Source organism: Kitasatospora sp. NPDC088134, assembly GCF_044741705.1.
Lineage (GTDB): Bacteria > Actinomycetota > Actinomycetes > Streptomycetales > Streptomycetaceae > Kitasatospora.
In genome coordinates this window covers 102,861-124,077 of sequence record NZ_JBIUTD010000017.1, presented here as the reverse complement: position 1 = coordinate 124,077, position 21,217 = coordinate 102,861, and the positions used below count along the sequence as shown (strand labels likewise).

General features: G+C 74.5%; 20 protein-coding genes. 9 read left to right on the top strand and 11 right to left on the bottom strand.

The genetic code is table 11. From position 1 onward, the window contains the following. Positions 1-54: 54 nt before the first annotated feature. From ACIOHG_RS25065 to dhbA, 7 genes are all read right to left on the bottom strand, one after another. Positions 55-537 carry a GNAT family N-acetyltransferase gene (locus tag ACIOHG_RS25065; protein WP_400953835.1) on the bottom strand — a complete coding sequence of 161 codons (483 nt, stop codon included), beginning with the start codon at positions 535-537 and terminating at the stop codon, positions 55-57. Then, positions 534-1,334, bottom strand: coding sequence for an ABC transporter ATP-binding protein (locus ACIOHG_RS25060; RefSeq protein WP_400953834.1), 801 nt, complete (start codon positions 1,332-1,334; stop codon positions 534-536). Before ACIOHG_RS25060 ends, ACIOHG_RS25065 begins: the two co-directional genes overlap by 4 nt. Next, the gene (locus ACIOHG_RS25055) at positions 1,331-1,960 is read right to left on the bottom strand and encodes an isochorismatase family protein (protein ID WP_400953833.1); all 630 of its coding nucleotides are present in this window, start codon (positions 1,958-1,960) and stop codon (positions 1,331-1,333) included. The genes ACIOHG_RS25060 and ACIOHG_RS25055 overlap by 4 nt, the downstream gene beginning before the upstream one ends. Positions 1,961-2,003: 43 nt before the next feature. Further along, entirely contained in the window at positions 2,004-3,743 is a 1,740-nt protein-coding gene (locus ACIOHG_RS25050) for a (2,3-dihydroxybenzoyl)adenylate synthase (protein WP_400953832.1), read from the bottom strand. Beyond that, on the bottom strand, positions 3,740-3,943 hold the full coding sequence (locus ACIOHG_RS25045) for a hypothetical protein (RefSeq protein WP_400953831.1): 204 nt from the start codon (positions 3,941-3,943) through the stop codon (positions 3,740-3,742). The genes ACIOHG_RS25050 and ACIOHG_RS25045 overlap by 4 nt, the downstream gene beginning before the upstream one ends. Then, positions 3,940-5,124 (bottom strand): isochorismate synthase, encoded by a 1,185-nt coding sequence (locus tag ACIOHG_RS25040; protein WP_400953830.1) that lies wholly within the window; start codon positions 5,122-5,124, stop codon positions 3,940-3,942. The genes ACIOHG_RS25045 and ACIOHG_RS25040 overlap by 4 nt, the downstream gene beginning before the upstream one ends. Before the next feature lie 90 nt (positions 5,125-5,214). Next, positions 5,215-5,982, bottom strand: a complete 768-nt coding sequence (gene dhbA / locus ACIOHG_RS25035) for a 2,3-dihydro-2,3-dihydroxybenzoate dehydrogenase (RefSeq protein WP_400953829.1) — start codon at positions 5,980-5,982, stop codon at positions 5,215-5,217. 253 nt (positions 5,983-6,235) lie between these two features. Between dhbA and ACIOHG_RS25030 the strand changes: the two genes are divergently transcribed. From ACIOHG_RS25030 to ACIOHG_RS25005, 6 genes are all read left to right on the top strand, one after another. Then, on the top strand, positions 6,236-6,538 hold the full coding sequence (locus ACIOHG_RS25030) for a hypothetical protein (RefSeq protein ID WP_400953828.1): 303 nt from the start codon (positions 6,236-6,238) through the stop codon (positions 6,536-6,538). A gap of 124 nt (positions 6,539-6,662) precedes the next feature. Beyond that, entirely contained in the window at positions 6,663-8,294 is a 1,632-nt protein-coding gene (locus ACIOHG_RS25025; RefSeq protein WP_400953827.1) for an AMP-binding protein, read from the top strand. 234 nt (positions 8,295-8,528) lie between these two features. After that, complete coding sequence (locus ACIOHG_RS25020; protein ID WP_400953826.1) at positions 8,529-10,454, top strand: hypothetical protein; 1,926 nt, start codon at positions 8,529-8,531, stop codon at positions 10,452-10,454. A 259-nt stretch (positions 10,455-10,713) separates the two neighbouring features. After that, positions 10,714-11,943, top strand: a complete 1,230-nt coding sequence (locus tag ACIOHG_RS25015; RefSeq protein WP_400953825.1) for a hypothetical protein — start codon at positions 10,714-10,716, stop codon at positions 11,941-11,943. A gap of 130 nt (positions 11,944-12,073) precedes the next feature. Continuing rightward, the gene (locus tag ACIOHG_RS25010; protein ID WP_400953824.1) at positions 12,074-13,057 is read left to right on the top strand and encodes an endonuclease/exonuclease/phosphatase family protein; all 984 of its coding nucleotides are present in this window, start codon (positions 12,074-12,076) and stop codon (positions 13,055-13,057) included. Between the two features lie 159 nt (positions 13,058-13,216). After that, positions 13,217-14,629: a VWA domain-containing protein gene (locus ACIOHG_RS25005; protein ID WP_400953823.1), complete on the top strand. Its 1,413-nt coding sequence runs from the start codon at positions 13,217-13,219 to the stop codon at positions 14,627-14,629. A 61-nt stretch (positions 14,630-14,690) separates the two neighbouring features. Here ACIOHG_RS25005 and ACIOHG_RS25000 read toward each other — a convergent pair whose 3' ends face one another. Next, complete coding sequence (locus ACIOHG_RS25000) at positions 14,691-15,251, bottom strand: GNAT family N-acetyltransferase (RefSeq protein WP_400953822.1); 561 nt, start codon at positions 15,249-15,251, stop codon at positions 14,691-14,693. Positions 15,252-15,378: 127 nt separating this feature from the next. Beyond that, positions 15,379-16,245: a hypothetical protein gene (locus ACIOHG_RS24995; protein WP_400953821.1), complete on the bottom strand. Its 867-nt coding sequence runs from the start codon at positions 16,243-16,245 to the stop codon at positions 15,379-15,381. A gap of 103 nt (positions 16,246-16,348) precedes the next feature. On the opposite strand from ACIOHG_RS24995, the gene ACIOHG_RS24990 reads away from it, so the two are divergent. After that, positions 16,349-17,146 carry a DUF1963 domain-containing protein gene (locus ACIOHG_RS24990; protein ID WP_400953820.1) on the top strand — a complete coding sequence of 266 codons (798 nt, stop codon included), beginning with the start codon at positions 16,349-16,351 and terminating at the stop codon, positions 17,144-17,146. 37 nt (positions 17,147-17,183) lie between these two features. Then, complete coding sequence (locus ACIOHG_RS24985; protein ID WP_400953819.1) at positions 17,184-18,149, top strand: phosphotransferase; 966 nt, start codon at positions 17,184-17,186, stop codon at positions 18,147-18,149. Positions 18,150-18,281: 132 nt separating this feature from the next. Here ACIOHG_RS24985 and ACIOHG_RS24980 read toward each other — a convergent pair whose 3' ends face one another. Continuing rightward, on the bottom strand, positions 18,282-18,746 hold the full coding sequence (locus ACIOHG_RS24980; protein ID WP_400953818.1) for a hypothetical protein: 465 nt from the start codon (positions 18,744-18,746) through the stop codon (positions 18,282-18,284). 146 nt (positions 18,747-18,892) lie between these two features. On the opposite strand from ACIOHG_RS24980, the gene ACIOHG_RS24975 reads away from it, so the two are divergent. Continuing rightward, positions 18,893-20,491, top strand: a complete 1,599-nt coding sequence (locus tag ACIOHG_RS24975) for a M4 family metallopeptidase (RefSeq protein ID WP_400953817.1) — start codon at positions 18,893-18,895, stop codon at positions 20,489-20,491. A gap of 133 nt (positions 20,492-20,624) precedes the next feature. Here ACIOHG_RS24975 and ACIOHG_RS24970 read toward each other — a convergent pair whose 3' ends face one another. Continuing rightward, positions 20,625-21,203, bottom strand: a complete 579-nt coding sequence (locus tag ACIOHG_RS24970; RefSeq protein WP_400953816.1) for a GNAT family N-acetyltransferase — start codon at positions 21,201-21,203, stop codon at positions 20,625-20,627. Between the last annotated feature and the right edge of the window lie 14 nt (positions 21,204-21,217).

Here is a 21,217-nt window from a genome sequence, read left to right as displayed (position 1 = left end):
CGGGCGGCGGGCAACGGCTTTTCGGCCGTCAGGGGGTGCCGTCAGGGGGTGCCGTCAGGGGGTGAGGAGGCGGCGGAAGACCCGGGCGCGGCGGGCCGGGTCGAGGGTGGCGGTCCAGGACGGGGGCGCGGCGGCGGGCGGGATCTCGGTGAAGCCGTGGCGGCGGAAGGGCGTGCCGTCGGTGACGGTCGCGGCGAGGACGGCGCGCAGCCCGGACCGGCGGGCCTCGGCCAGCACGGCGGTGATCAGGACGCCGCCCAGGCCCAGGTTCTGCCGGTCCACCCGGACGCACAGGTTGTGCAGGACGCCGGTCGCGGGGTGGCCGGGTTCGGGGGCGAGGACCCGCAGCGCGGCGCAGGCGTCGAGCCCGGCGGCGCCGCGGACCACCAGGAAGGTGTCCGCGGCGCACCGGTAGTCGTCCGGGGTGCGGGCGCGCAGCGCGCCCGAGCGGAGGAACGGCAGCGACAGCGCGTACAGCGCCCCGGCGTCCCGGGAGTCGGTGCGGACGGCGACGGGCGCCGCCAGGACGGGCGTCACCGGCGGCCGGGGGCGAGCGGGACGACCAGCGGGGTGCCGGTCTGCGGGTCGGCGATCACCTGGCAGGGCAGGTCGAAGACCCGCTCGACGAGTTCGGCGGTGACGATCTCGCCGGGCGGCCCCTCGGCGACCACCGCGCCGTCGCGCAGCGCGATCAGGTGGGTGGCGTACCGGGCGGCCTGGTTGAGGTCGTGCAGCACCGCGACCAGGGTGCGGCCCTGCTCGCGGTGCAGCCGGGCGCACAGGTCGAGCACCTCCACCTGGTGCGCGAGGTCGAGGAAGGTGGTGGGTTCGTCGAGCAGCAGCAGCGGAGTCTGCTGGGCGAGCGCCATCGCCAGCCAGACCCGCTGGCGCTGACCGCCGGAGAGCTCGTCCACGAAGCGGTCGGCGAGCGCCTCGACGTCGGTGGCGGTCATCGACTCGGAGACGATCCGCCGGTCCTCGGCCGACCACTGCCGCAGCAGCCCCTGGTGCGGGTAGCGGCCGCGGGCGACCAGGTCGGCGACGGTGATCGCGTCCGGCGCGGTCGAGGACTGCGGCAACAGGCCCAGCCGGCGGGCCAGTTGCTTGGCGGGCAGGGCGGCGATCTGCTCGCCGTCGAGCAGCACCCGCCCGGCGCTGGGCTTCAGCAGCCGGGCGAAGGCCCGCAGCAGGGTGGACTTCCCGCAGGCGTTCGGCCCGACCACCACGGTGAAGGAGCGGTCGGGGACGGCGACGGTCAGCTCACTGGCGATCGGCCGGTCGCCGTACCGGAGGGTGACCCGGTCGGCGACCAACCTACCCTCGGCGGCGGTCACTCGACGGTCTCCAGCAGCTCGGCGGTGTCCAGGACGACGGCGCACTTGCCGGCTACCCAGCGCAGCGCCTCGCGGTGCTGCTCGGCGGAGAAGTCGGCGACCGCGTCGGCGACCACGAACGCCTGCAGGTCGCGCTGCCAGGCGTCGGCGGCGGTCAGCTGCACGCCGATGTGGGCGTACACGCCGACGATCACCAGCTGGTCGCGGCCGAGCTCGGCGAGCTGCTCGGCGAGCTCGGTGCGGACGAAGGCGCTGTACTTCCACTTCCGCACGTGCCGGTCGCCGGGGACGGGCGCGACGGGCGCGGGCGCGGCCTGCGCGCGCTCCTCGGCGGGCAGGCCGGGGCCCCAGAAGTCCAGTTGCAGGCCGCGCTGTTCGGCGCTCTGCCCGCCCCGCTGGTGCGAGTGGAACACCGGCAGCCCGGCCGCCCGGGCGGCGGCCAGGATGCGCGCGGCGTTGGCGAGCACCGGCTCCAGCGGCGGCCCGGCGGCCGGGAACGCGTCCAGGAAGTAGTGCTGCAGGTCGTGCACCAGGACGGCGGCGCGCCCCGGGTCGACCCGCCAGGGCACGCGGCGCGGCGGCAGCTCGGTCGGCAGTTCGTACGGGGCGATGGCGGGCAGGGCCATGGGGAGCGGAAGCCTTTCTCGGTGAACGGGCCTGCGGGAATCATCAGTTGGCGGCGCGCAGGTCCTTCTTGCTGACCTTGCCGATGCCGGTGGACGGGAACGCCGCCACGAACTCCACCCGGTCCGGGACCTTGAACTCGGCCAGCCCGGCGGCCCGGACGAAGGCCTTCAGCTCGACCGGCCGGGGCCGCCGCGCGGCGGGACGCAGGATCACGTACGCGCAGGAGCGTTCGCCCAGGTACGCGTCGGGGACGGCGACCACCGAGACGTCGTGCACGGCGGGGTGGGCCAGCAGGACGTTCTCCACCTCCTCGGCGGCCACCTTCTCGCCGCCGCGGTTGATCTGGTCCTTGGCCCGGCCCTCCACCACCAGGTGGCCGGTGGGGGTGCGGCGGACGATGTCGCCGGTGCGGTAGAAGCCGTCGGCGGTGAACGAGCGGGCGTTGTGCTCGGGCGCCCGCCAGTAGCCGCGGATGGTGTACGGGCCGCGGGTGAGCAGGTGGCCGGACGCGCCGGGGGGCAGGTCGCGGTCCGCGTCGTCGACGATCCGGATCTCGTCGTCGGGGGAGATCGGGCGGCCCTGGGTGGTCAGCACGGTCTGCTCGTCGTCCTCGGGGCGGGTGTAGTTGACCAGCCCCTCGGCCATCCCGAACACCTGCTGGAGCCGGCAGCCGAGCGCCGGGCCGAGCCGCCGGGCGGCCTCCGCGCTGAGCTTGGCCCCGCCGACCTGGAGCAGTCGCAGGCTGGACAGGTCGTACCGGCCCGGGTCGGCCTCGGCGGCGTTCGCCCAGGCCAGCGCGAGCGGCGGCACCACGCCGGTCAGGGTGACGCGTTCGCGTGCGACCAGGCCGAGCGCGGTGGCCGGGCTCGGGTCGGGGGCGAGCACCACCCGGCCGCCCGCGTGGAAGGTGCCGAGCGTGCCGGGGGAGGACAGCGGGAAGTTGTGCGCCGCCGGGAGCGCGCACAAGTACACGGTTTCCGGGCCGAGTTCGCAGATCTCGGCGGACGCCCGGACGCTGTACAGGTAGTCGTCGTGGCAGCGCGGGATCAGTTTCGGCAGGCCGGTCGAGCCGCCGGACAGCTGGAGGAACGCCAGGTCGCCGGAGCGCGGCGGCGCGGGCACCGGCACCCCGGCGGGGGCGCGCAGCTCGGCCAGTGGCGTGAACGGGCCGGGCTCGCCGACCACGAACACCTCCGGCGGCTGCGGCACCGCCGCCCGCACCTCGGCCGCCAACTCCCGGTGGTCGAAGCCCTCGTGGCGGTCCGGTACGAACAGCGCCCGGGCCCCGGCGAACGCGCAGAAGTAGGAGACCTCGGCGCGCCGGTGCGCGGGCAGCGCCAGCACCGGCACCACGCCGGCCCGCAGCGCGCCGAAGAACACCTCGAAGAACTCGGCCACGTTGGGCAGTTGCAGCACCACCCGGTCACCGGGGCGCAGCCCGCGGGCGGCCAGCCCGGCCGCCAGTCGGTCGGCCCGGGCGTCCAGTTCGGCGTAACTCCACTGCCGGGCCCGGTCGGTGACGGCGATCCGGTCCGGCGTGGCGGCGGCGTGCCGGCGGACGCCCGCGTCCAGCAGCTCGCCCGTCCAGTACCCGGCGGCCCGCCAGCGGGCGGCCACCTCGATGGGGTACAGCTCGGCGGGGTACAGCTCGGCGGGGTGCTGCTCGGCGGGGTGCTGCTCGGCGGGGTGCTGCTCGGTGGGATGAAGCTCGGCGGGGTGGAGCTCGGCGGGGTGCGGCTCCGGCGCGCGCTCTTCGGCGGCTTCGTCGGGGTGCGGGCTCATCGCGGGTCCTCCGGGCCCTGCGGCGCGATCGGGTGGGTGCGGAACTGCGGCCGCTCGTCCGGCCGTTCGTCCCCGGCGGGGTGCTGGCGCAGGCCCGGCTCCGGCGGGCGGGCCGACCAGCGGCGGGTGCTCACCGCCTCGACAGCTGCCTCGACAGCTGCCTCGACAGCTGCCTCGGCGGCGGCCTCGCCGGGGGTCATCGGGCACCGGCCGGGCCGGCCAGGCCGACGGCCTCCAGGAAGGTGCCGAACTTGGCGGCGGTCTCGGCGAGTTCGAGCTCCGGATCGGAGGCGGCGACGATGCCCGCGCCCGCGAACAGCCGCAGCCGGTCGCCGTCGGCCTCGGCGCAGCGCAGCGTCACCACCCATTCGCCGTCGCCGCGCTCGTCGCCCCAGCCGACCACGCCGGTGTACAGGCCGCGGTCGAAGGGCTCCAACTCGCCGATGGCGTCCCGGGCCAGGGCGGTCGGGGTGCCGCAGACCGCGGGGGTGGGGTGCAGGGCGAGCGCCAGGTCGAGGGCGCTGGTGGCAGGGGCGCGCAGGACGCCGGTCACGGTGGAGGACAGGTGCCACATCGCGGCGGTGCGCAGCAGGGTCGGCCGGACGGGGACGGCCAGGTCGGTGCAGAACGGGGCGAGCGCGGCCCGGACGGCGTCGACCACGAAGGCGTGCTCGGCGAGGTCCTTGGCGGACTCCAGCAGGGCCTCGGCGCGCCGCCGGTCCTCGGCCGGGTCGGCGCTGCGGGCGGCCGAACCGGCGAGCGGGTTGGACACCACCCGGTCACCGCGCCGGGAGACCAGCAGTTCGGGGCTGGCGCCGATCAGGGTGGCGGCGCCGCCGGCCGGGACGGCGAAGGTGTAGCCGTGCGGGTCGCGGTGCACCAGGCGGGCCGCCATCGCGCCCAGGTCGGCGCCGCCGGGCGCGGTCAGCTCCAGGGTGCGGGCCAGCACGACCTTCTCCAATGGCCCGGCACCGGCCAGGCGGCGCACCGCCTCGGCGACGGCCGCCCGGTATCCGTCCGGCCCGGGCACCGGGTGGCTGTGCCAACGCCCGTCCGCGGCAAGGCCGGTGGGCAGCGGCGCGCCGATGGGCGGCGGCACCGGACCGGCCTGCCGGACCCGTTCGGGTATGAACAGCCGGGCGGGCGCGCCGGGGGCGAACGGGATGGCGCCGACCAGCAGCCGCCGCCCGCCGTCGGGCCGGGCCGCGGCCAGTAGCCGGGCGGCCGCCGCCGGGTCCTCGACGGCGCGGTGCACGCCCTCGGCCAGCAGAGTGCGGGTGGGCGTGGTGAGGAAGGCCCGGTCGGGCCCGGACCGGTAGGCGGCCAGCAGGTCGCTGCCGGTCGCCGCCGCGGGCGGCCGAAGCTCGGAGGCCGTGGTCATCGGGGTCCCTTCGTGGTGGCGCCCGGCCGGGCGGGCGGCCGGGGCTTTGGCTGGTCAAGGACGTTTCAGGAAAAGATGATTGACGGAGCGTCAGGCGCGCAGGGTGGCCCCGCCGTCGACGTACAGGTCGTGCATGGTGATGTGCCGGGCCCGGTCGCCGGCCAGGAAGGCGACGGCCTCGGCGACGTCGGCGGGGTCGGCGAGCCGGCCGAGCGGGATGCCGACCCGGTAGCTCGCCGGGTCACCGGTCAGCACGCGCTGCTCGGCGCCGGGGTCGGTCCACAGCGAGCGCTGCATGTCGGTGTCGGTGGAGCCGGGGGAGACCAGGTTGCAGCGGACGCCCGAGCCGGCCAGCTCCAGGCCCAGGCAGCGGACGAACATGGCGGTGGCGGCCTTGGCGGCGGCGTACGCGGCCATGCCGGTGCGCGGCACCCCGGCGGCGTTGGAACCGACCGTGACGATGCTGCCCCGGCCGCGTCCGGCCATCCGGCGCCCGACGGCGCGACAGGTGTGGAACACGCCGGTGGTGTTGACGGCGAAGGAGTGCTGCCAAGCTTCGTCGGTGAGCTCCAGCGCGGGGCCGACCCGCAGCACGCCCGCGACGTTCACCAGCACGTCCACCGGGCCGACCGTGCGCTCCACCTCGGCCACCAGCTCCTCCACGGCGGCCCCGTCGGTGACGTCCAACTCCCGGACGGGGTAGGGCCCTTCGGCGATGGCGCCGTGCAGGTCGGCGCCCACCGTCCGGGCGCCGCGCTCGGCGAGCAGCGCGGCCACGGCCGCGCCGATGCCCTGCGCCGCGCCGGTGACCAGCGCGACCCGTCCGCCGAAGCCGTCCCCGGCGACGCCGGCCGTCACCGGGCGGTCGGACAGGGGAGGGCGGAGGTGCGGACGGTGAACGGCATGGGGGCTCCCGGGTACGCGGATGCGCAGATCGCAGACCTGCGGCCTACTTAGGTTAGGTTAGCCTAATCAATCATGGGCGGATGCTCCAGGTGTCCGGACCGCCCGGAGGCGGCCGGGCCGCTCGGCCTTGCGGTCCGCCGCCGGGGTGCGGAGGCTGGAAGGGGCGAGTGGCGGCGTCCGACCGCCGGGCCCCGGGAGGTCTCCGGTGCACTTCATCCAGATCATCGAGTACCGGACCGGGCGGATCGACGAGTTCAACGCGCTGCTGGACGAGTGGGCCGCCAAGAACGAGGGCCACCGGCTGGCCGTACGGGCCCTGCAGGCCCGCGACCGGGACGGTACGGACGTCTACCTCAACATCGTCGAGTTCCCGTCCTACGAGGTGGCGATGGAGAACTCGCAGCGCCCCGAGACGACCGAGTTCGCCGCCCGGGCCGCCGCGCTCTGCGACGGTCCGCCGACCTTCCGCAACCTGGACGTGATCGGGGACCGCACCCTCGCCGACTGAACCGGCCGGACCGACCGGGCGGGGCGCACCGACCGGACCGGCGTCCCCGGGGCGTCCTCTGGTCAACGCGCGCCGCGATGCGCAGCATGGGTGGGTCCTGCCCGTGCACGTCCAGGAGGCACCCGTGCCGCACGACCCGCGTCCGCTGAGCTACTCCTCCGGCCCGTCCGCCGCGCCGCTGCTCGGCGACACCATCGGAGCCAACCTCGACCGGGCGGTCCGCGCCCACCCGGCCCGGGAGGCGCTGGTCGAGTGCGCGACCGGGCGCCGCTGGACGTACGCCGAACTCGCCGTCGATGTGGACGCGGTGGCGCTTGGCCTGGCCGCGCTCGGGGTCGGCCGGGGCGACCGGGTCGGCATCTGGTCGCCGAACCGGGCCGAGTGGGTGCTGGTGCAGTACGCCACGGCCCGGCTCGGCGCCGTCCTGGTGACGGTCAACCCGGCTTACCGCGCACACGAGTTGGAGTACGTGCTGAATCAGGCCGGTATCCGGCTGCTGGTGGCCGCCGAGCGCTTCAAGGACTCCGACTACGCCGGGATGGTCGCCGAAGTCCGGCCGCGCTGCCCCGAGTTGGCGCAGGTGGTGCTGCTGGACACCCCGGACTGGGCGGAGTTGGTGGCGGCCGGCCGGGCCGGCGACCCGGCGCTGCTGGAGCGGGCGGCGGCCGAGCTGGGCGCCGACGACCCGATCAACATCCAGTACACCTCGGGCACCACCGGCTTCCCCAAGGGTGCCACCCTCTCGCACCACAACATCCTCAACAACGGTTACTGGGTGGGGGAGTTGTGCGGCTACACCGAGCGGGACCGGATCTGCGTGCCGGTGCCGTTCTACCACTGCTTCGGCATGGTGATGGGCAACCTGGCCGCCACCTCGCACGGCGCCTGCGTGGTGATCCCGGCCCCGGCCTTCGACGCCTCGGCCACCCTGGCCGCCGTCGCCGCCGAGCGCTGCACCTCGCTGTACGGGGTGCCGACCATGTTCATCGCCGAACTCGCCGACCCGGACTTCGACTCCTACGACCTGTCCAGCCTGCGCACCGGCATCATGGCGGGCGCGCCCTGCCCGACCGAGGTGATGAAGGACGTCATCGGCCGGATGGGCATGGCCGAGGTGTCGATCTGCTACGGCATGACCGAGACCTCCCCGGTCTCCACCCAGACCCGCGCGGACGACTCGGTCGAGCGCCGGGTCTCCACCGTCGGCCGGGTCGGGCCGCACCTGGAGGTCAAGGTGGTCGACCCGGCCACCGGCCGGACCGTGCCGCGCGGCGAGCCCGGCGAACTGTGCACCCGCGGCTACTCGGTGATGCTCGGCTACTGGGGCGAGCCCGGGAAGACCGCCGAGGTGATCGACGCCGCCCGCTGGATGCACACCGGCGATCTGGCGGTGATGGACGCGGACGGCTACCTGTCGATCACCGGCCGGATCAAGGACATGGTGATCCGCGGCGGCGAGAACGTGTACCCGCGCGAGATCGAGGAGTTCCTGCACACCCACCCCGACGTGCTGGACGTCCAGGTGATCGGCGTCCCCGACGAGAAGTACGGCGAGGAGCTGATGGCCTGGGTGCGGATGTGCGAGGGCGCCGAGCCGCTCACCGCCGAGGCGGTGCGGGCCTTCTGCGCCGGGCGGCTGGCCCGGTACAAGGTGCCCCGGTACGTGCGGGTGGTGGACGCCTTCCCGATGACCGTCACCGGGAAGGTCCGCAAGGTCGAGATGCGCGCCGAGGCCGCCCGCTTGCTGGGGCGCTGACCCCCCGTCACCTCCCTTGACCAGGCGCGTTGCCGCGGCCGGGCCCCGCCGGGTTCCGGCCGCGCCGACGCGCGGCGGGAACCCGCCCGTCCCGGAGTCTTGACGCCCACTTTTCTCATACGTTAAATCTCGGCCTGAACTAAGCGGTGGCGGTGCGTCGCCGACCTCGGGTCGGCCGGAGCCCCGGACGCCGCGCCGCCGTCCCCCCGGACCTCACCAGACGGGTGTGCCCCCATGACCAGAGCCACCGGACCGCTGACCGGAGCCACCGGACCGCGCCGCCTCGGCCTCGCCGCCGGCGCCGCCACCGCCCTCGTCGCGGCCCTGCTCGCGCCCACCGCGCAGGCGGCCGGGACAGCGGCCGACAGTGCCGTCCCGCCCGGCGGCGGCAGCCTCGGCGAGCACGTCCTGGTCCTCGACCCGAGCATGCCCAAGGCCGAGATCCAGCACCGCCTGGACGCCCTCGCCCAGGCCCAGGCCGGCAACGAGTTCGGCGCCGAGCGCTACGCGGTCCTGTTCGAGCCCGGCACCTACGGCACCGCCGCCGACCCGCTGAACTTCTCGGTCGGCTTCTACGAGTCGGTGGCCGGGCTCGGCCGCGACCCCGGCGACGTGGTCCTCAACGGCTCCGTCGACGTCTACAACCAGTGCGTCGACGGCGACCGGGCCAAGTGCTACGCCACCACCAACTTCTGGCGCTCGCTCAGCAACCTGACCGTCAACGTGGCGGGCAAGAGCGGCTGTTACGCCAACACCGACTTCTGGGCGGTCTCCCAGGCCGCGCCGCTGCGCCGGGTCCACGTCAACGGCAACCTGACCCTGATGGACTACTGCACCGGCTCGCCGGCCTGGGCCAGCGGTGGCTTCATCGCCGACTCGAAGTTCACCGGCGGCACCGTGATCAACGGCTCGCAGCAGCAGTTCTTCACCCGCAACAGCGAACTGGACGGCTGGACCAACGGCGTCTGGAACCAGGTCTTCTGCGGCACCCCCGGCGCCCCCGCGCAGTCCTTCTCCACCGACCCGGCCGCCGCGCCCTACACCACCCTCGACACCTGCCCCGCGACCCGCGAGGCCCCCTACCTGTACCGCGACCCGGCCGGGGCCTACCGGGTCGCCGTGCCCGCGCTGCGCCGCGACTCGGCGGGCACCGACTGGGCCGGTGGCGCTGCGGGCGGTGACGCTGCGGGCGGTGGCGTCGCGGACAGTGGTGTCGCGGCCGGTGGCTCGCTCCCGCTGGACGGCTTCTACGTGGTCCGGCCCGGCGCGAGCGCCCGGCAGATCAACGCCGCGCTCCGGGGTGGCCGCAACCTGCTCTTCACCCCCGGCGTGTACGAGCTCACCGAGGCGCTGAAGGTCACCCGCCCGGGCACCAAGGTGCTCGGCCTCGGCTTCGCCACCCTGGTCCCGACCCGCGGCGACGCGGCGATCAGGATCGCCGACGTGGACGGTGTGGACGTCTCCGGCCTGATCGTCGACGCCGGTCCGGAGAACTCCCGGGTCCTGGTGCAGGTCGGCGAGCGCGGCAGCCACGACCGCCACGACCGCCACGACCGCGACCCGATCGGCCTCTCCGACGTGTTCTTCCGGGTCGGCGGTGCCCGCGACGGCTACGCCACCACCGCGCTGGAGGTCAACAGCGACGACACCCTGATCGACGACGCCTGGATCTGGCGCGCCGACCACGGTGCCGGCGGCGGCAGTTGGAACACCGCCCGGAGCGAGACCGGCCTGGTCGTCAACGGCGACCGGGTGGTGGCCACCGGGCTCGCCGTCGAGCACTTCCAGAAGACCGAGACGGTCTGGAACGGCGAGGACGGCCGGGTGGTGTTCTTCCAGAACGAGAACCCGTACGAAGTCCCGAGCCAGGACGTCTGGATGGCCTCCCGCACCCAGAAGGGCTACCCGGCGTTCGCCGTCGGGGACCGGGTGCGGTCCTTCGAGGGCTGGGGCATGGGCAGTTACTCGTTCTTCAACCAGGGCGTGGACATCCACAGCTCCACCGCCTTCCAGGCACCGAGCCGCCCCGGCGTCCGGCTGCACGACCTGCTGACCGTCTTCCTGAACGGCTCCGGCGGCATCGACTCCGTGGTCAACGGCACCGGACGGGCCGTCAACTCCGGCTTCGGCGGCCCCAGTAACGTGCTCTCGCAGCCGTGACACCCTCTCACTGATCGGATTGTCGTACTGTGCGTTTCGGGGTGTCCCCGCCCCCGGGACGGGTGGTCCGGGACGGGCGTTCCGGCCGGGCCGGGCGGCGGAGCTGTCAGGGAACTCCCAGACATGCCGCCGTTCGGCCCAGCGGCACGCTCCCAGGAATGCCGCCGTTCGGCCCAATAGCGGGCTGGAATGTCTGACGGATGGTCAGGTGGGAGGACAGTCGTCCCCGGCCGCCCAGGCCAGACCCGAGGAGTCCGCCTTGTCCCGTCCCCGCACCGCGCGCCGCGCGCTGACCGTCTCCGCCACCCTGGCGGTCGCGGCGTGCACCCTGGCCGCCCCGGCCGCCTACTCCACCGACAGCCGTCCGACCGCGCACGGCCGCGCCGCGGCCCAGACCCTCGCGGAGAACCGGCTGCCGTTCACCACCCGCTTCCAGGGCGACTTCCACGGCGGGATCACCCACATCAGCAACTCGCTGATGACCTGCGACGAGACCAAGCCCCCCGTCGATCCGGCCCAAGCACCCTGCGAACAGGCCCGCAACGGCGACGGGGCGATGCCGATCAACAACAAGTACCAGATGAAGTACGTCAACATCGAGGGCCCCGGCAAGTTCGGCCCGCTCGGCGACCCGATCTACTCCTCCAGCTCCGCCGACCTCCAACTGCCCGAGGGCGCCACCGTCAAGTACGCCCGCCTCTACTGGGGCGGCACCCGCGGCATCGGCAGCACCGTGCTGCCGGAGAGCCAGATCGACGAGATCTACCTGAAGTTCCCCGGCGACCCCGAGTACACCAACGTCGCCAACCAGCAGCCCTCGATCGGCTACATCACCACCGACGACGAGAGCAGCTACCAGGCATCCTCCGACATCACCGAGATGGTCCGCAAGCACGGCTCCGGCACCTACACCGCCGCCGACATGGACTCCGTCGTCAAGCCGCACAGCTGGGGCGGCTGGACCATCGTCGTCGCCTACGAGAACGACTGCGACCCGATGCGCCACCTGCACATCTGGGACGGCTTCCAGCCCGAACTGCCCAACAGCCCCGCCCTGTCCGGCACTCTGTCCGGCATCCGGACCCCCGCCAGCGGCCCCGTCACCGGCCACCTCGGCTGGGTCGTCTACGACGGCGACCACAAGTGGACCGGCGACACCATGGACCTGAAGTCCACCAACGGCCCGCTCACCCGGTTCACCGACGCCCTGCACCCCGCCGACGACGCCTTCACCTCCAACCTCGACAACGCCGACCCCGCCCAGCGCTTCCCGCGCAACCCCGCCTACCCCAACTCCTTCGGCTACGACGCCAACCGCTGGAACGTTTCGCCCTTCCTGCGCAACGGCGACACCGACGTGACCGTCACCGTCAACACCCAGGGCGACGGCTACAACCTCGGCGTCTTCTACGCCGACATCGACGTCGACCCGGCCTCGCTGCGCACCGGCCAGGCCACGCCGCGCTCCACCTGGAGCACCAGCAAGTAGCCCCCCCCGCGCCGACCCCCGGCCACGGTTCCGCCGCCCCGCCCACCGGGCGCGGGCGGCGGAACCGTCCGGCGTCCGGGCGCGTCCCTCCCCCCGAACGGATGATCATGCCGGTGCGGGAGGAGGACGGATGACCGACGGAACGCCGGAGCACACCGCAGCGAGGGGACGCCGCCCCCGGCTGCGGACGGCCGCCCTCGCGCTCTGCCTGCTCCTGCTGGCCGGATCCGCCGCCCTCGCCGCCGCCCGGCTGCTCGGACTCGACGACGGCACCCGCTGGGCCCTGCCGATGTCCTTCCTCCCGCACGCGGCCCTGCTCACCCTGCTGACCCTCGCCGCCCTCGCCGCGCTCCGCCGCTGGTGGGCCGTCGGCCTAGCCGCCGCCCTGGCCGTGCTGCAACTGTGGTGGGTGCTGCCGAGGACCGTCCCCGACGGGGCGGACGTCCCCGCCGCCGCGCCCCGGCTCCGGGTCGCCACCAGCAACGCCTTCATGGGCGGCATCTCGCCCCGCGCCGTGGTCGACCTGGTCCGCGAACAGCGCGTCGACGTCCTCGCCATGGAGGAGCTCGGCGACTCCGCCGCCGACGCCCTCGACCGGGCCGGCCTGCGCGAACTGCTCCCGCACCGGGAGAAGCCCGCGCACGGCGACACCGTCCTCTACACCCGACTGCCCGTCAGCTCCGGCCCCGACCCGGCCTGGCCGACCACCAACCTGACCGTCGACGTCGGCGGCCGGCCCGTGCAGATCGTCGCCGTGCACACCTACTACCCCCTCGGCGACCCCCGCGCCTGGGCCGACGGCCTGCACCGGCTGCGCGCGGCCGCGCCCGGACGGACCCGCAACGCCGTCCTGCTCGGCGACTTCAACGCCACCCTCGACCACAAGCCGATGCGCGACCTGCTCGCCACCGGCCTCACCGACACCCACGCCCAGCTCGGCGCCGGCCTCTTCCCGACCTGGCCGCAGGACCACCCCGACTACGACGCCCCGCCGCTGATCCAGATCGACCACGTCCTGCACGGCCCCGCGCTGACCGCCGTCTCCGTCAGCGAGCACGCGATGGCCCGCAGCGACCACCGCGCCGTGGTGGCCGAACTCGCCGTCACCGGCTGAGGTCACCGGCCGACACGACCGACCGCCGTCCGCGACCGCCGTTTGCGGCTGTCGTTTGCGGCCGTCGTTTTCGACCGCTGTCCGCGACCGTCTTCCGTGACCGTCGTCCGCGGCGGCGACGCGGCCCCGCCGGAACGGGCAGACTGAGGAGCACAGGAGGTGACCGTGCGAGAACTGGCCAAGGGTGCCAACCTGCCGATCGAGGCCGACACCGTCCGGATCGACCTGGGCCGGCGGGCCGGGCCCGGCACGCCCGGGATCGCCGTGGCCGCGCTGCTGCTGCTCGGCGACGGCCGGGTCCGCGACCGGGGCGACCACGTCGGCGCGCACCTGCCCCGGCACTCCTCCGGCGCCGTCGCCCACCGGGGCCGCACCGGCACCGCCGACGCCCCCGCGGAACGCCTGGAGGTCGACCTCGGCGCCGTCGAACCCGCCGTCCAGCGCATCGTGTTCGTCGCGGCCACCGTCGGCGACGCCACCTTCGGCCAGGTCCCCGACCTCACCCTGCTGCTCGGCGACGCGCGCACCGGCGCCCCGCTGGCCCGCTTCCCGATCGAGGCCGGCCGGGAGACCGCGCTGGTCTGCGGCGAGCTCTACCGCCGCGACGGCCACTGGAAGTTCCGCGCCGTCGGCCAGGGCTACGCGGACGGCCTCACCGGCCTCGCCGCGACCTACGGGCTCCCCGTCCTCCCACCGGCCGCCCCGCCGGCCGCCCCGCCGGTGCCTCCTACGCTCCCCGCGCCTCCTGCCGCTGTGCAGCCGACGGGCCGTCAGGACCCGGGCGCCGGTGCCGGTACCGGTGGCGGTATCGGCGCGGGGGAGGAGCACCTGCCCGTCGACATGCGCAAGCGCCTCTCGCTGCGCAAGCAGCAGGTCGCCGTCAGCCTGCGCAAGCACGGCGCCCAGGACCTGACGGCGCGGGTGATCCTGGTGCTGGACGCCTCCGGCTCGATGAGCACGCTCTACGCGCGCGGGGTGGTCGCCGACGTGGTCGAGCGGATGGCCGCCGTCGCCGCGCAGCTCGACGACGACGGCGAGATGCAGGCCTGGACCTTCGCCAGCAACCCGGCCCGGCTGCCCGACCTGCGCCTGCCCGAGCTGCCGCAGTGGCTCCGACTGCACGTCCGGGTCGGCGAGTTGAGCCTGTTCGGCCGCCGTCGCCCGCGCCCGCCGCAGCCCGACGGGCGGATCGACATGAAGGCCGTCGGCATCCAGAACGAGGAGCAGAAGGTCATCGCGGAGGTCCGCGAGTACGTCCGCCGCCACCCGGCCGCCGCCCCCACCCTGGTGCTGTTCTTCTCCGACGGCGGGGTCTACCGCAACGCCGAGATCGAGCGCGAACTGCGCGCCGCCGTCGAGGAACCCGTCTTCTGGCAGTTCGTCGGCCTCGGCCGGTCCGGCTACGGCGTTCTGGAACGCTTCGGCGAACTCCCCGGCCGCCGGGTCGACAACGTCGGCTTCTTCGCCGTCGACGACATCAGCACCCTCCCCGACCCCGAACTCTACGACCGCCTGCTCTCCGAGTTCCCCTCCTGGGTCACCGCCGCCCGCCGGGCCGGCATCCTGCCCTGACCCGGCGGCGGCCACCCCGGCCGGGAGCCCGTGGCGGGCCGGGACCGGTGCGGCGACGGGCTCAGCGGATGCCGTCCTCGCCCAGCACCAGTTCCCGTTCGACGGCCGAGCCGTCGCCGGGGGCCGGGTGGGTGAGGCCGCTGGGGGCGAAGCCGATCCGGCGGTAGAAGGACTCGGCGCGGGTGTTGTCCTGGTGGACGAAGAGGCGGACCCGGGACACCGCCGGGTCGGTCAGGCCGTGCACGAACTCGACGGCGGCGGCGAACAGTTCGCGGGCCAAGCCGGTGCCGCGCTGCTCGGGGCGGACGAACACGCCGACCAGGTGCGCCTGGTCGATCTCGGCGGGCTCCCCGAGGACGTCGTTGCCGCCGGCCCGTTCGATCAGCACCGTCACCGAGCCGTCCCAGCCGCCGTCCGCCCGCTCGGCGACGAACTGCCGCGACACCACCTCGCCCCAGCCGCCCGCCGCGCGCTGCTGCCAGAACTCGTCCGGCCGGGCGAGCGCGGTCCCGTAGGTCTCCAGGAAGGCGATCCCGGCCAGCGGGTCCTGCAGCGCGTCCAGCCGCAGGGACTTCACGAGGGGCCAGTCCTCGGCGGTGACGGGGCGGATGAGGTGCTTCATGCGCGCATCATCGTCGCAGGTCAGCGCCCATGGCAAGCGGATTTCCGGGAACCGGACCCGCTCCGGGACGAGCCGCTGCGCCGGATGCCCGACGCCCCCGCACGCACTGGGCATCAGGACCGGGCGCTCAGGCGGCCGGGAGGCGGACCACCGCCGTGCCGGCCTGCGACTCGCCGAAGCCCCAACCCGCGACCAGGGCGCAGCCGGTCGCGTCGAGCAGGTCGGACCAGGGCCAGTGCGCGGTGCCGTAGTAGTGGCCGCCCTCGCTGCGGGAGTCCCGTCCGGTGAGCGAGAGCATCCGCAGGTGGTCGCGCAGGCCCGGGTGGGTGAGTGCGGCGAGGCGCTGCTCCCACGGGTCTGCGGCGGCGGTGCGGGTGTGGCGGAGGTCGGCGGGGGAGACCAGGTGGGCGGGGCCGCGTTCGGTGAAGGTGGCGGCGCGCATCGCGTCGTGCAGGGTGCCGTCGGTGGCGACCCGGAGCAGGACCGTCAGCCAGGTGTTCAGCTTCTCGGCCCCGTCGCCGCTCAGGTCGACCCCGTGCCGGGCCAGCAACGGGCCCAACTCCGCGCCGGGCAGCAGGAGTCCGCCGTCCTCGTCGACCGTGGCGAGGGTACGCAGCTCGGCGGTGAACCCCGCCCCGAACGGGCCGGCCCCCTTGTGGCCGTCGGGGCCCCAGGCGCCGGTGCGGTCCACCAGGTCGGGGTCGAAGCGGAACAGCGAACCGGGCAGGTCGAACCGCCAGGTCCAGGGCGAGAAGGGGTACGGCCCGTCGGTGTCGGGCAGCGGGCGGGGCGCCGGGTCCACCAAAACCTCGGGGGTGGTCCAGTCGTTGGGGAACAGGAACTCGTCCAGCGTCTCCGAGGCGTGGTAGACCCCGTAGCGGGCCCCGGCCTCCGCTGTCCGCCCCGCCAGCAGGATCGTGAAGGCCCGCTCCAACTCGGCTTCCCAGCCGACCGGTTCGGCGCTCTGCTCGGTCTCGGACAGCACGATGGACACTCCTCGAATTCTTGTCGCTCCCCCGGCGTGCCACACCGTACCGGCCCCCGCCGACGGCGGCCCCGCCCGGCCCGTCGTCGGTGGGGACGGGCAGGATGGCGGGATGGAATTCGAGAACTCCGCCGCCCTGCACCGGATCTGCGTCGAACGGCTGGGGGAGCGGGCCGGGGCGCAGTTCGCGGCGATGGCCCGGCGCGGGTTCCGGCTGGAGCGGGCGACGGCGGAGCGTCCGGCCGCCGGGCGCTCCCGGCTGGGCGGGCCCGCGCTGCTGGAGCCGGGGGCGGCGTGGCCCGAACTCGACGGCGTCCCGCTGTCGTTGCTCGCCGTGCTGGACACCGACGCGCTCGCCCCGTGGCTCGGCGGGCAGCTGCCGGTCCGGCCCGGGCTGCTCAACTTCTTCCACTTCGACCCGGACGTGCCGTGCGAGGTGTACCGGGAGCTGAACAGTTCCGGCCCGGCGGCCTGGCGGGTGCTCGCCGCCGATCCGACCCGCGCCGTCGAGCGGGCCGCGCCCGCCCCGGCCACCGGGTACCCGGCCCGGCCGGTGCACGCGGCGGGGACGGTGATGCTGCCGGACTGCTGGGACGTGGACGACGGCGACCTCGACTTCGACCGGGACGCGCACTGGGGCGCGACCTCGCTGCTCATCGAGGCGATGGGCGACCTGGACGGCAACACCATGGGCCGGCACTGCGCCTTCGGCTGGCCCGACACCTCCTACACCGCCCAGGTCACCGCCCGGGACGCCGACGGCCCCGCCGTCCACCTGCTCCAGCTCGCCGAGGACGCCGAGCTGCGCTGGGGCTGGGGCGACGCCGGTTCGGCCTACTTCACCGTCCCCGCACGGGACTTCGCGCTCGGCGACTTCACCCGGGCCGAAGGGGCGTCGTACTGCTGCTGAGCCTGCCCCCGGGGTGGTTCCGGTACGGTGGGCCACCATGGTCGAATCCGCACGCGCACCCCAACCCGCACGCGCTCCCGAGTCCGTACCCGCACCCGCACCCGGGATCGAGATCACCGAGGAACTGGTCAGGGATCTGCTGCGGGAGCAGCATCCGGATCTGGCGGGGCTGTCCGTGCGCGAGGTGGCGGGCGGCTGGGGCAATCAGATGTGGCGGCTGGGCGAGGAGTTGGCCGTCCGGATGCAGCGGATGGACACCGGCCCGGGGCCGCAGCTCAAGGAGCGCCGGTGGCTGCCGGTGCTGGCCCCGCGGCTGCCGCTGCCGATCCCCGTCCCGGTGCGGGAGGGCGTGCCGTCGGAGCGCTTCCCCAAGACGTGGACGGTGATGACCTGGGTCGAGGGCACGCCGCTGGAGCACGGCGCGATCACCCGGGGCGAGCACGCGGCCGACGCGCTGGCGGACTTCCTGGCGGCGCTGCACGCGGAGGCGCCCGCCGACGCGCCGGACGCCGCGGACCGCGGCGGCCACCCCGGCCGGTACACCGAGGGGTTCGAGCACTTCCTGCGGGGCGCCGAACTCGGGCCCGCCGTCGAGGCGGACGTCCGGGCGGTGTGGGCGGACGCGGTCGCGGCCCCCGCCTGGGCGGGCCCGCGGCTGTGGGTGCACGGCGACCTGCACCCGGCCAACGTCGTCGTCGCGGACGGCACCCTGGCGGGCGTCGTCGACTTCGGCGACCTCTTCGCGGGCGACCCGGCCTGGGACCTCGCGGCGGCCTGGCTGCTGCTCCCGGAGGGCGGCGCCGCCCGGTTCTTCGAGCGCTACGGGCGGGCGGACGGGGCGGCGGTCCGGCGGGCCCGCGGGCTGGCCGCGCTGAAGAGCCTGTTCCTGATCCTGATGGGCCTGAGCGGCGACCGCGGCCTGCCCGGTGGCAAACCGCACTGGGGCCCGGCGGGCCGCTCCGCGCTGGAACGCGTCCTGCGGGAACGGCCCGAGCTGCCCTGAACTGCCTTGGTCCTGGACGGCCTTGGTCCTGGACGGCCATGGTCCTGAACTGCTTCGACCCGCCCTGATCGTCCACAGCCCGGCCGCCCAGGTGCGCCGTGGGCTCGGGACGGATGGCTCGGGCCGGAGGGCTCAGAGGTGGGCGCGGGCGGTGGCGACGAAGGCGTCGACCAGGTCGCGGGTGGCGTCCCGGCGGGCGATCAGGTCGGGGCGGTCGACGGCCCGGTCGACCTTGCCGATGGCGGTGAACGCCTCCTCGGCGGCCGCGGCGACGGCGGGGGAGCCGGTGCTCAACAGCACCTGGAACAGCGCGTGCTGGGTGGCCGAGCGCAGCTCGAAGGAGCGCCGCCGGATCGCGGTCTCGTCGGCGGCGTCCTCGCCCTCGTGCAGGCAGGTCCAGTGGTGGAACACGGCCTGCCGGAACTCCACCAGCAGGCCCGCGTAGGCCCCGTACGCGGCCAGCCGCTCCTGGCGCAGGCGCTCCTCCTGGCCGGCCCGTTCGGTGCGGCGGGCGGAGCGCTGCTGGAAGACGTGGGTCACCGTCGAGCCGAGCAGCGTGCCGAGGACCGCGATGACGCTCGTGACTATGGCACTCATGGGCGACCATGCAACCAGAACGGGGCCGGGTCCGGGACGCGACGGCTACGAACCGGTCACGGTCCGTTCAGTTAATAGAACTGTTTGTATGTTCACCGTCAGGATTCTGGTCGGCTACCCCTCAGCTACCCCGACTGGAGTCCCGAGTGAGCCCCTCCTCCTCCGCGCGCCGTCGTACCCTCCCGGCCGCCGCGCTGGCCGCCACCGCCGCCCTGCTCCTGACCGGAGTGCAGTACGGCACCGCCTCCGCCGCCACCGGCGGCCGTGACGCGGCGGTCGCCCGGGCCCAGGCCAACGTCGCCTCGCACGCCGACCTGTTCGGCTTCGGCCCCGGCCAGGCCCTGGTCGTCAAGGACGTCGTCACCGACGCGGACGGCACCCAGCACGTCCGCTTCGACCGCACCTACAACGGACTCCCGGTGATCGGCGGCGACCTGGTGGTCCACCAGGACGCCCGCGGCCGGCTCCGCGACTCCTCCCGCGCCAAGGGCCACAACCCGACGGTGAAGACCACCGAGCCCGCCGTCGCCGCGCACACCAGCGCCGCGAACGCGCTGCGCGAGTCCGAGGACATCGCCGGCGCCACCTCCGCGCCGGAGCTCGTGGTGTGGGCCGCCGACGGCGGCGCCCGCCTGGCCTGGCAGACCACCGTCAGCGGCACCGGCAAGCAGGGCCAGCCCACCGGCCGGGTCGTCGTCACCGACGCCACCACCGGCGAGGCCATCGAGAGCTACGACTCCGAGCACAGCGCCGCCGGCACCGGCCACTCGGAGTACACCGGCGACGTCACCATCGACACCACCGCGCAGGCCGGCGGCGGCTACGCGCTGATCGACCCGGTCCGCGGCCACACCACCAAGGACGCCCACAACCTGTCCGCGAGCAGCGTCAAGGCGACCTCCGGCACCCTCTACACCGACGCCGACAACGTGTGGGGCGACGGCAAGAAGTTCTCCACCGACCGGGCCACCGCCGCCGTCGACGCCCACGCCAACACCGCCTGGACGTACGACTACTACAAGAACACCTTCGGCCGGAACGGCATCAAGAACGACGGCAAGGGCGCCACCGTCTTCGTGCACGTCGGCACCAACTGGGACAACGCCCAGTGGTCGGACGCCTGCTTCTGCATGATGACCGGCGACGGCAACGGCACCACCGACCCCGAGCAGGTCGACCTCGACACCATGGGCCACGAGATGACCCACGGCGTCACCAGCGCCACCGCCAACCTCCGCTACAGCGGCGAGTCCGGCGGCCTCAACGAGTCCACCAGCGACATCTTCGGCACCATGGTCGAGTTCTACGCCCACAACGCGGTCGACCGCGGCGACTACCTGTTCTCCGACCAGTCCACCCCGCCGTGGCTGCGCCGCTTCGACAAGCCCTCGCTGGACGGCAGCTCCGCCGACTGCTGGAGCAAGTCGGTCGGCCGGCTGGACGTCCACAACTCCTCCGGCGTCGGCAACCACTGGTTCTTCCTCGCCAGCGAGGGCAGCGGCGCCAAGACCCTCGACGGCGTCAGCTACAACTCGCCGACCTGCAACGGCTCCACCGTCACCGGCATCGGCAACCAGAAGGTCGCCAAGATCTGGTACCGGGCGCTGACCGTCTACATGACCTCCACCACCAACTACTCCGGTGCCCGCGCCGCCTCGCTGAACGCCGCCAAGGACCTCTACGGCGCCGGCTCCGCCGAGTACAACGCGATCGCCGCCGCCTGGAGCGCGGTCTCCGTCTCCTGACGCCGCCCCCGAGTCCCCGCCGGAGCGCCCGACGCCCCGGCGGGGACTCCGGCGTTCCCCGGCACCCCGGCCGGTCCGGCCCGGCGCCGAGACGATCGCGAAAACCTTGTCGGCACAGAGAATTGACTTCCTGTCAGGCACGGATCCGGGCGTGGACGTGGACGTCGTGGCGGCCGTCGGCCTGCTGCCAGGCACTGCGCAGGACGCCTTCGGCGGCGAAGCCGGTCTTCTCGGCGACCCGGCAGGAGGCGGTGTTGGCGACCGCGTGCTGGAGGCCGAGACGTTGGAAGCCGGCGCTCCCGAAGGCCCAGGCGACCACGGCTTCGACGGCGCGCGGGCAGCTGCCGCGGCCGCGGGCGGCAGGGGCCGTCCAGTAGGCGAGTTCGGCGGAGCCGTCGGCGAAGGAGAGGCGTTTGAGGGCGGCGCGGCCCAGCAGGGCATCCGTCCGGGCGTCGGTGACGGCCCAGTGCGCGCCGCTCTCGGCAGCCCAACCGCCGTGCCAGTCGGCGATCCAGGCCGCCGCTTCGGCGAGCGAGTCGGCACGCTGCACGTGCCAGCGCTGGATCTCCGGGTCCTGGTAGACGGCGAGGACGGCGGGGGCGTCGTCCGGGGACCAGGGGCGCAGCAGCAGGTCCCGGCCGGCCCGCAGGGTGGGTTGCGGCCGGGCGGCGAGCGAGCCGGGCGGGACGGCGGGGGCGACGAGGGAGGGCACGGCCCGATTGTTCA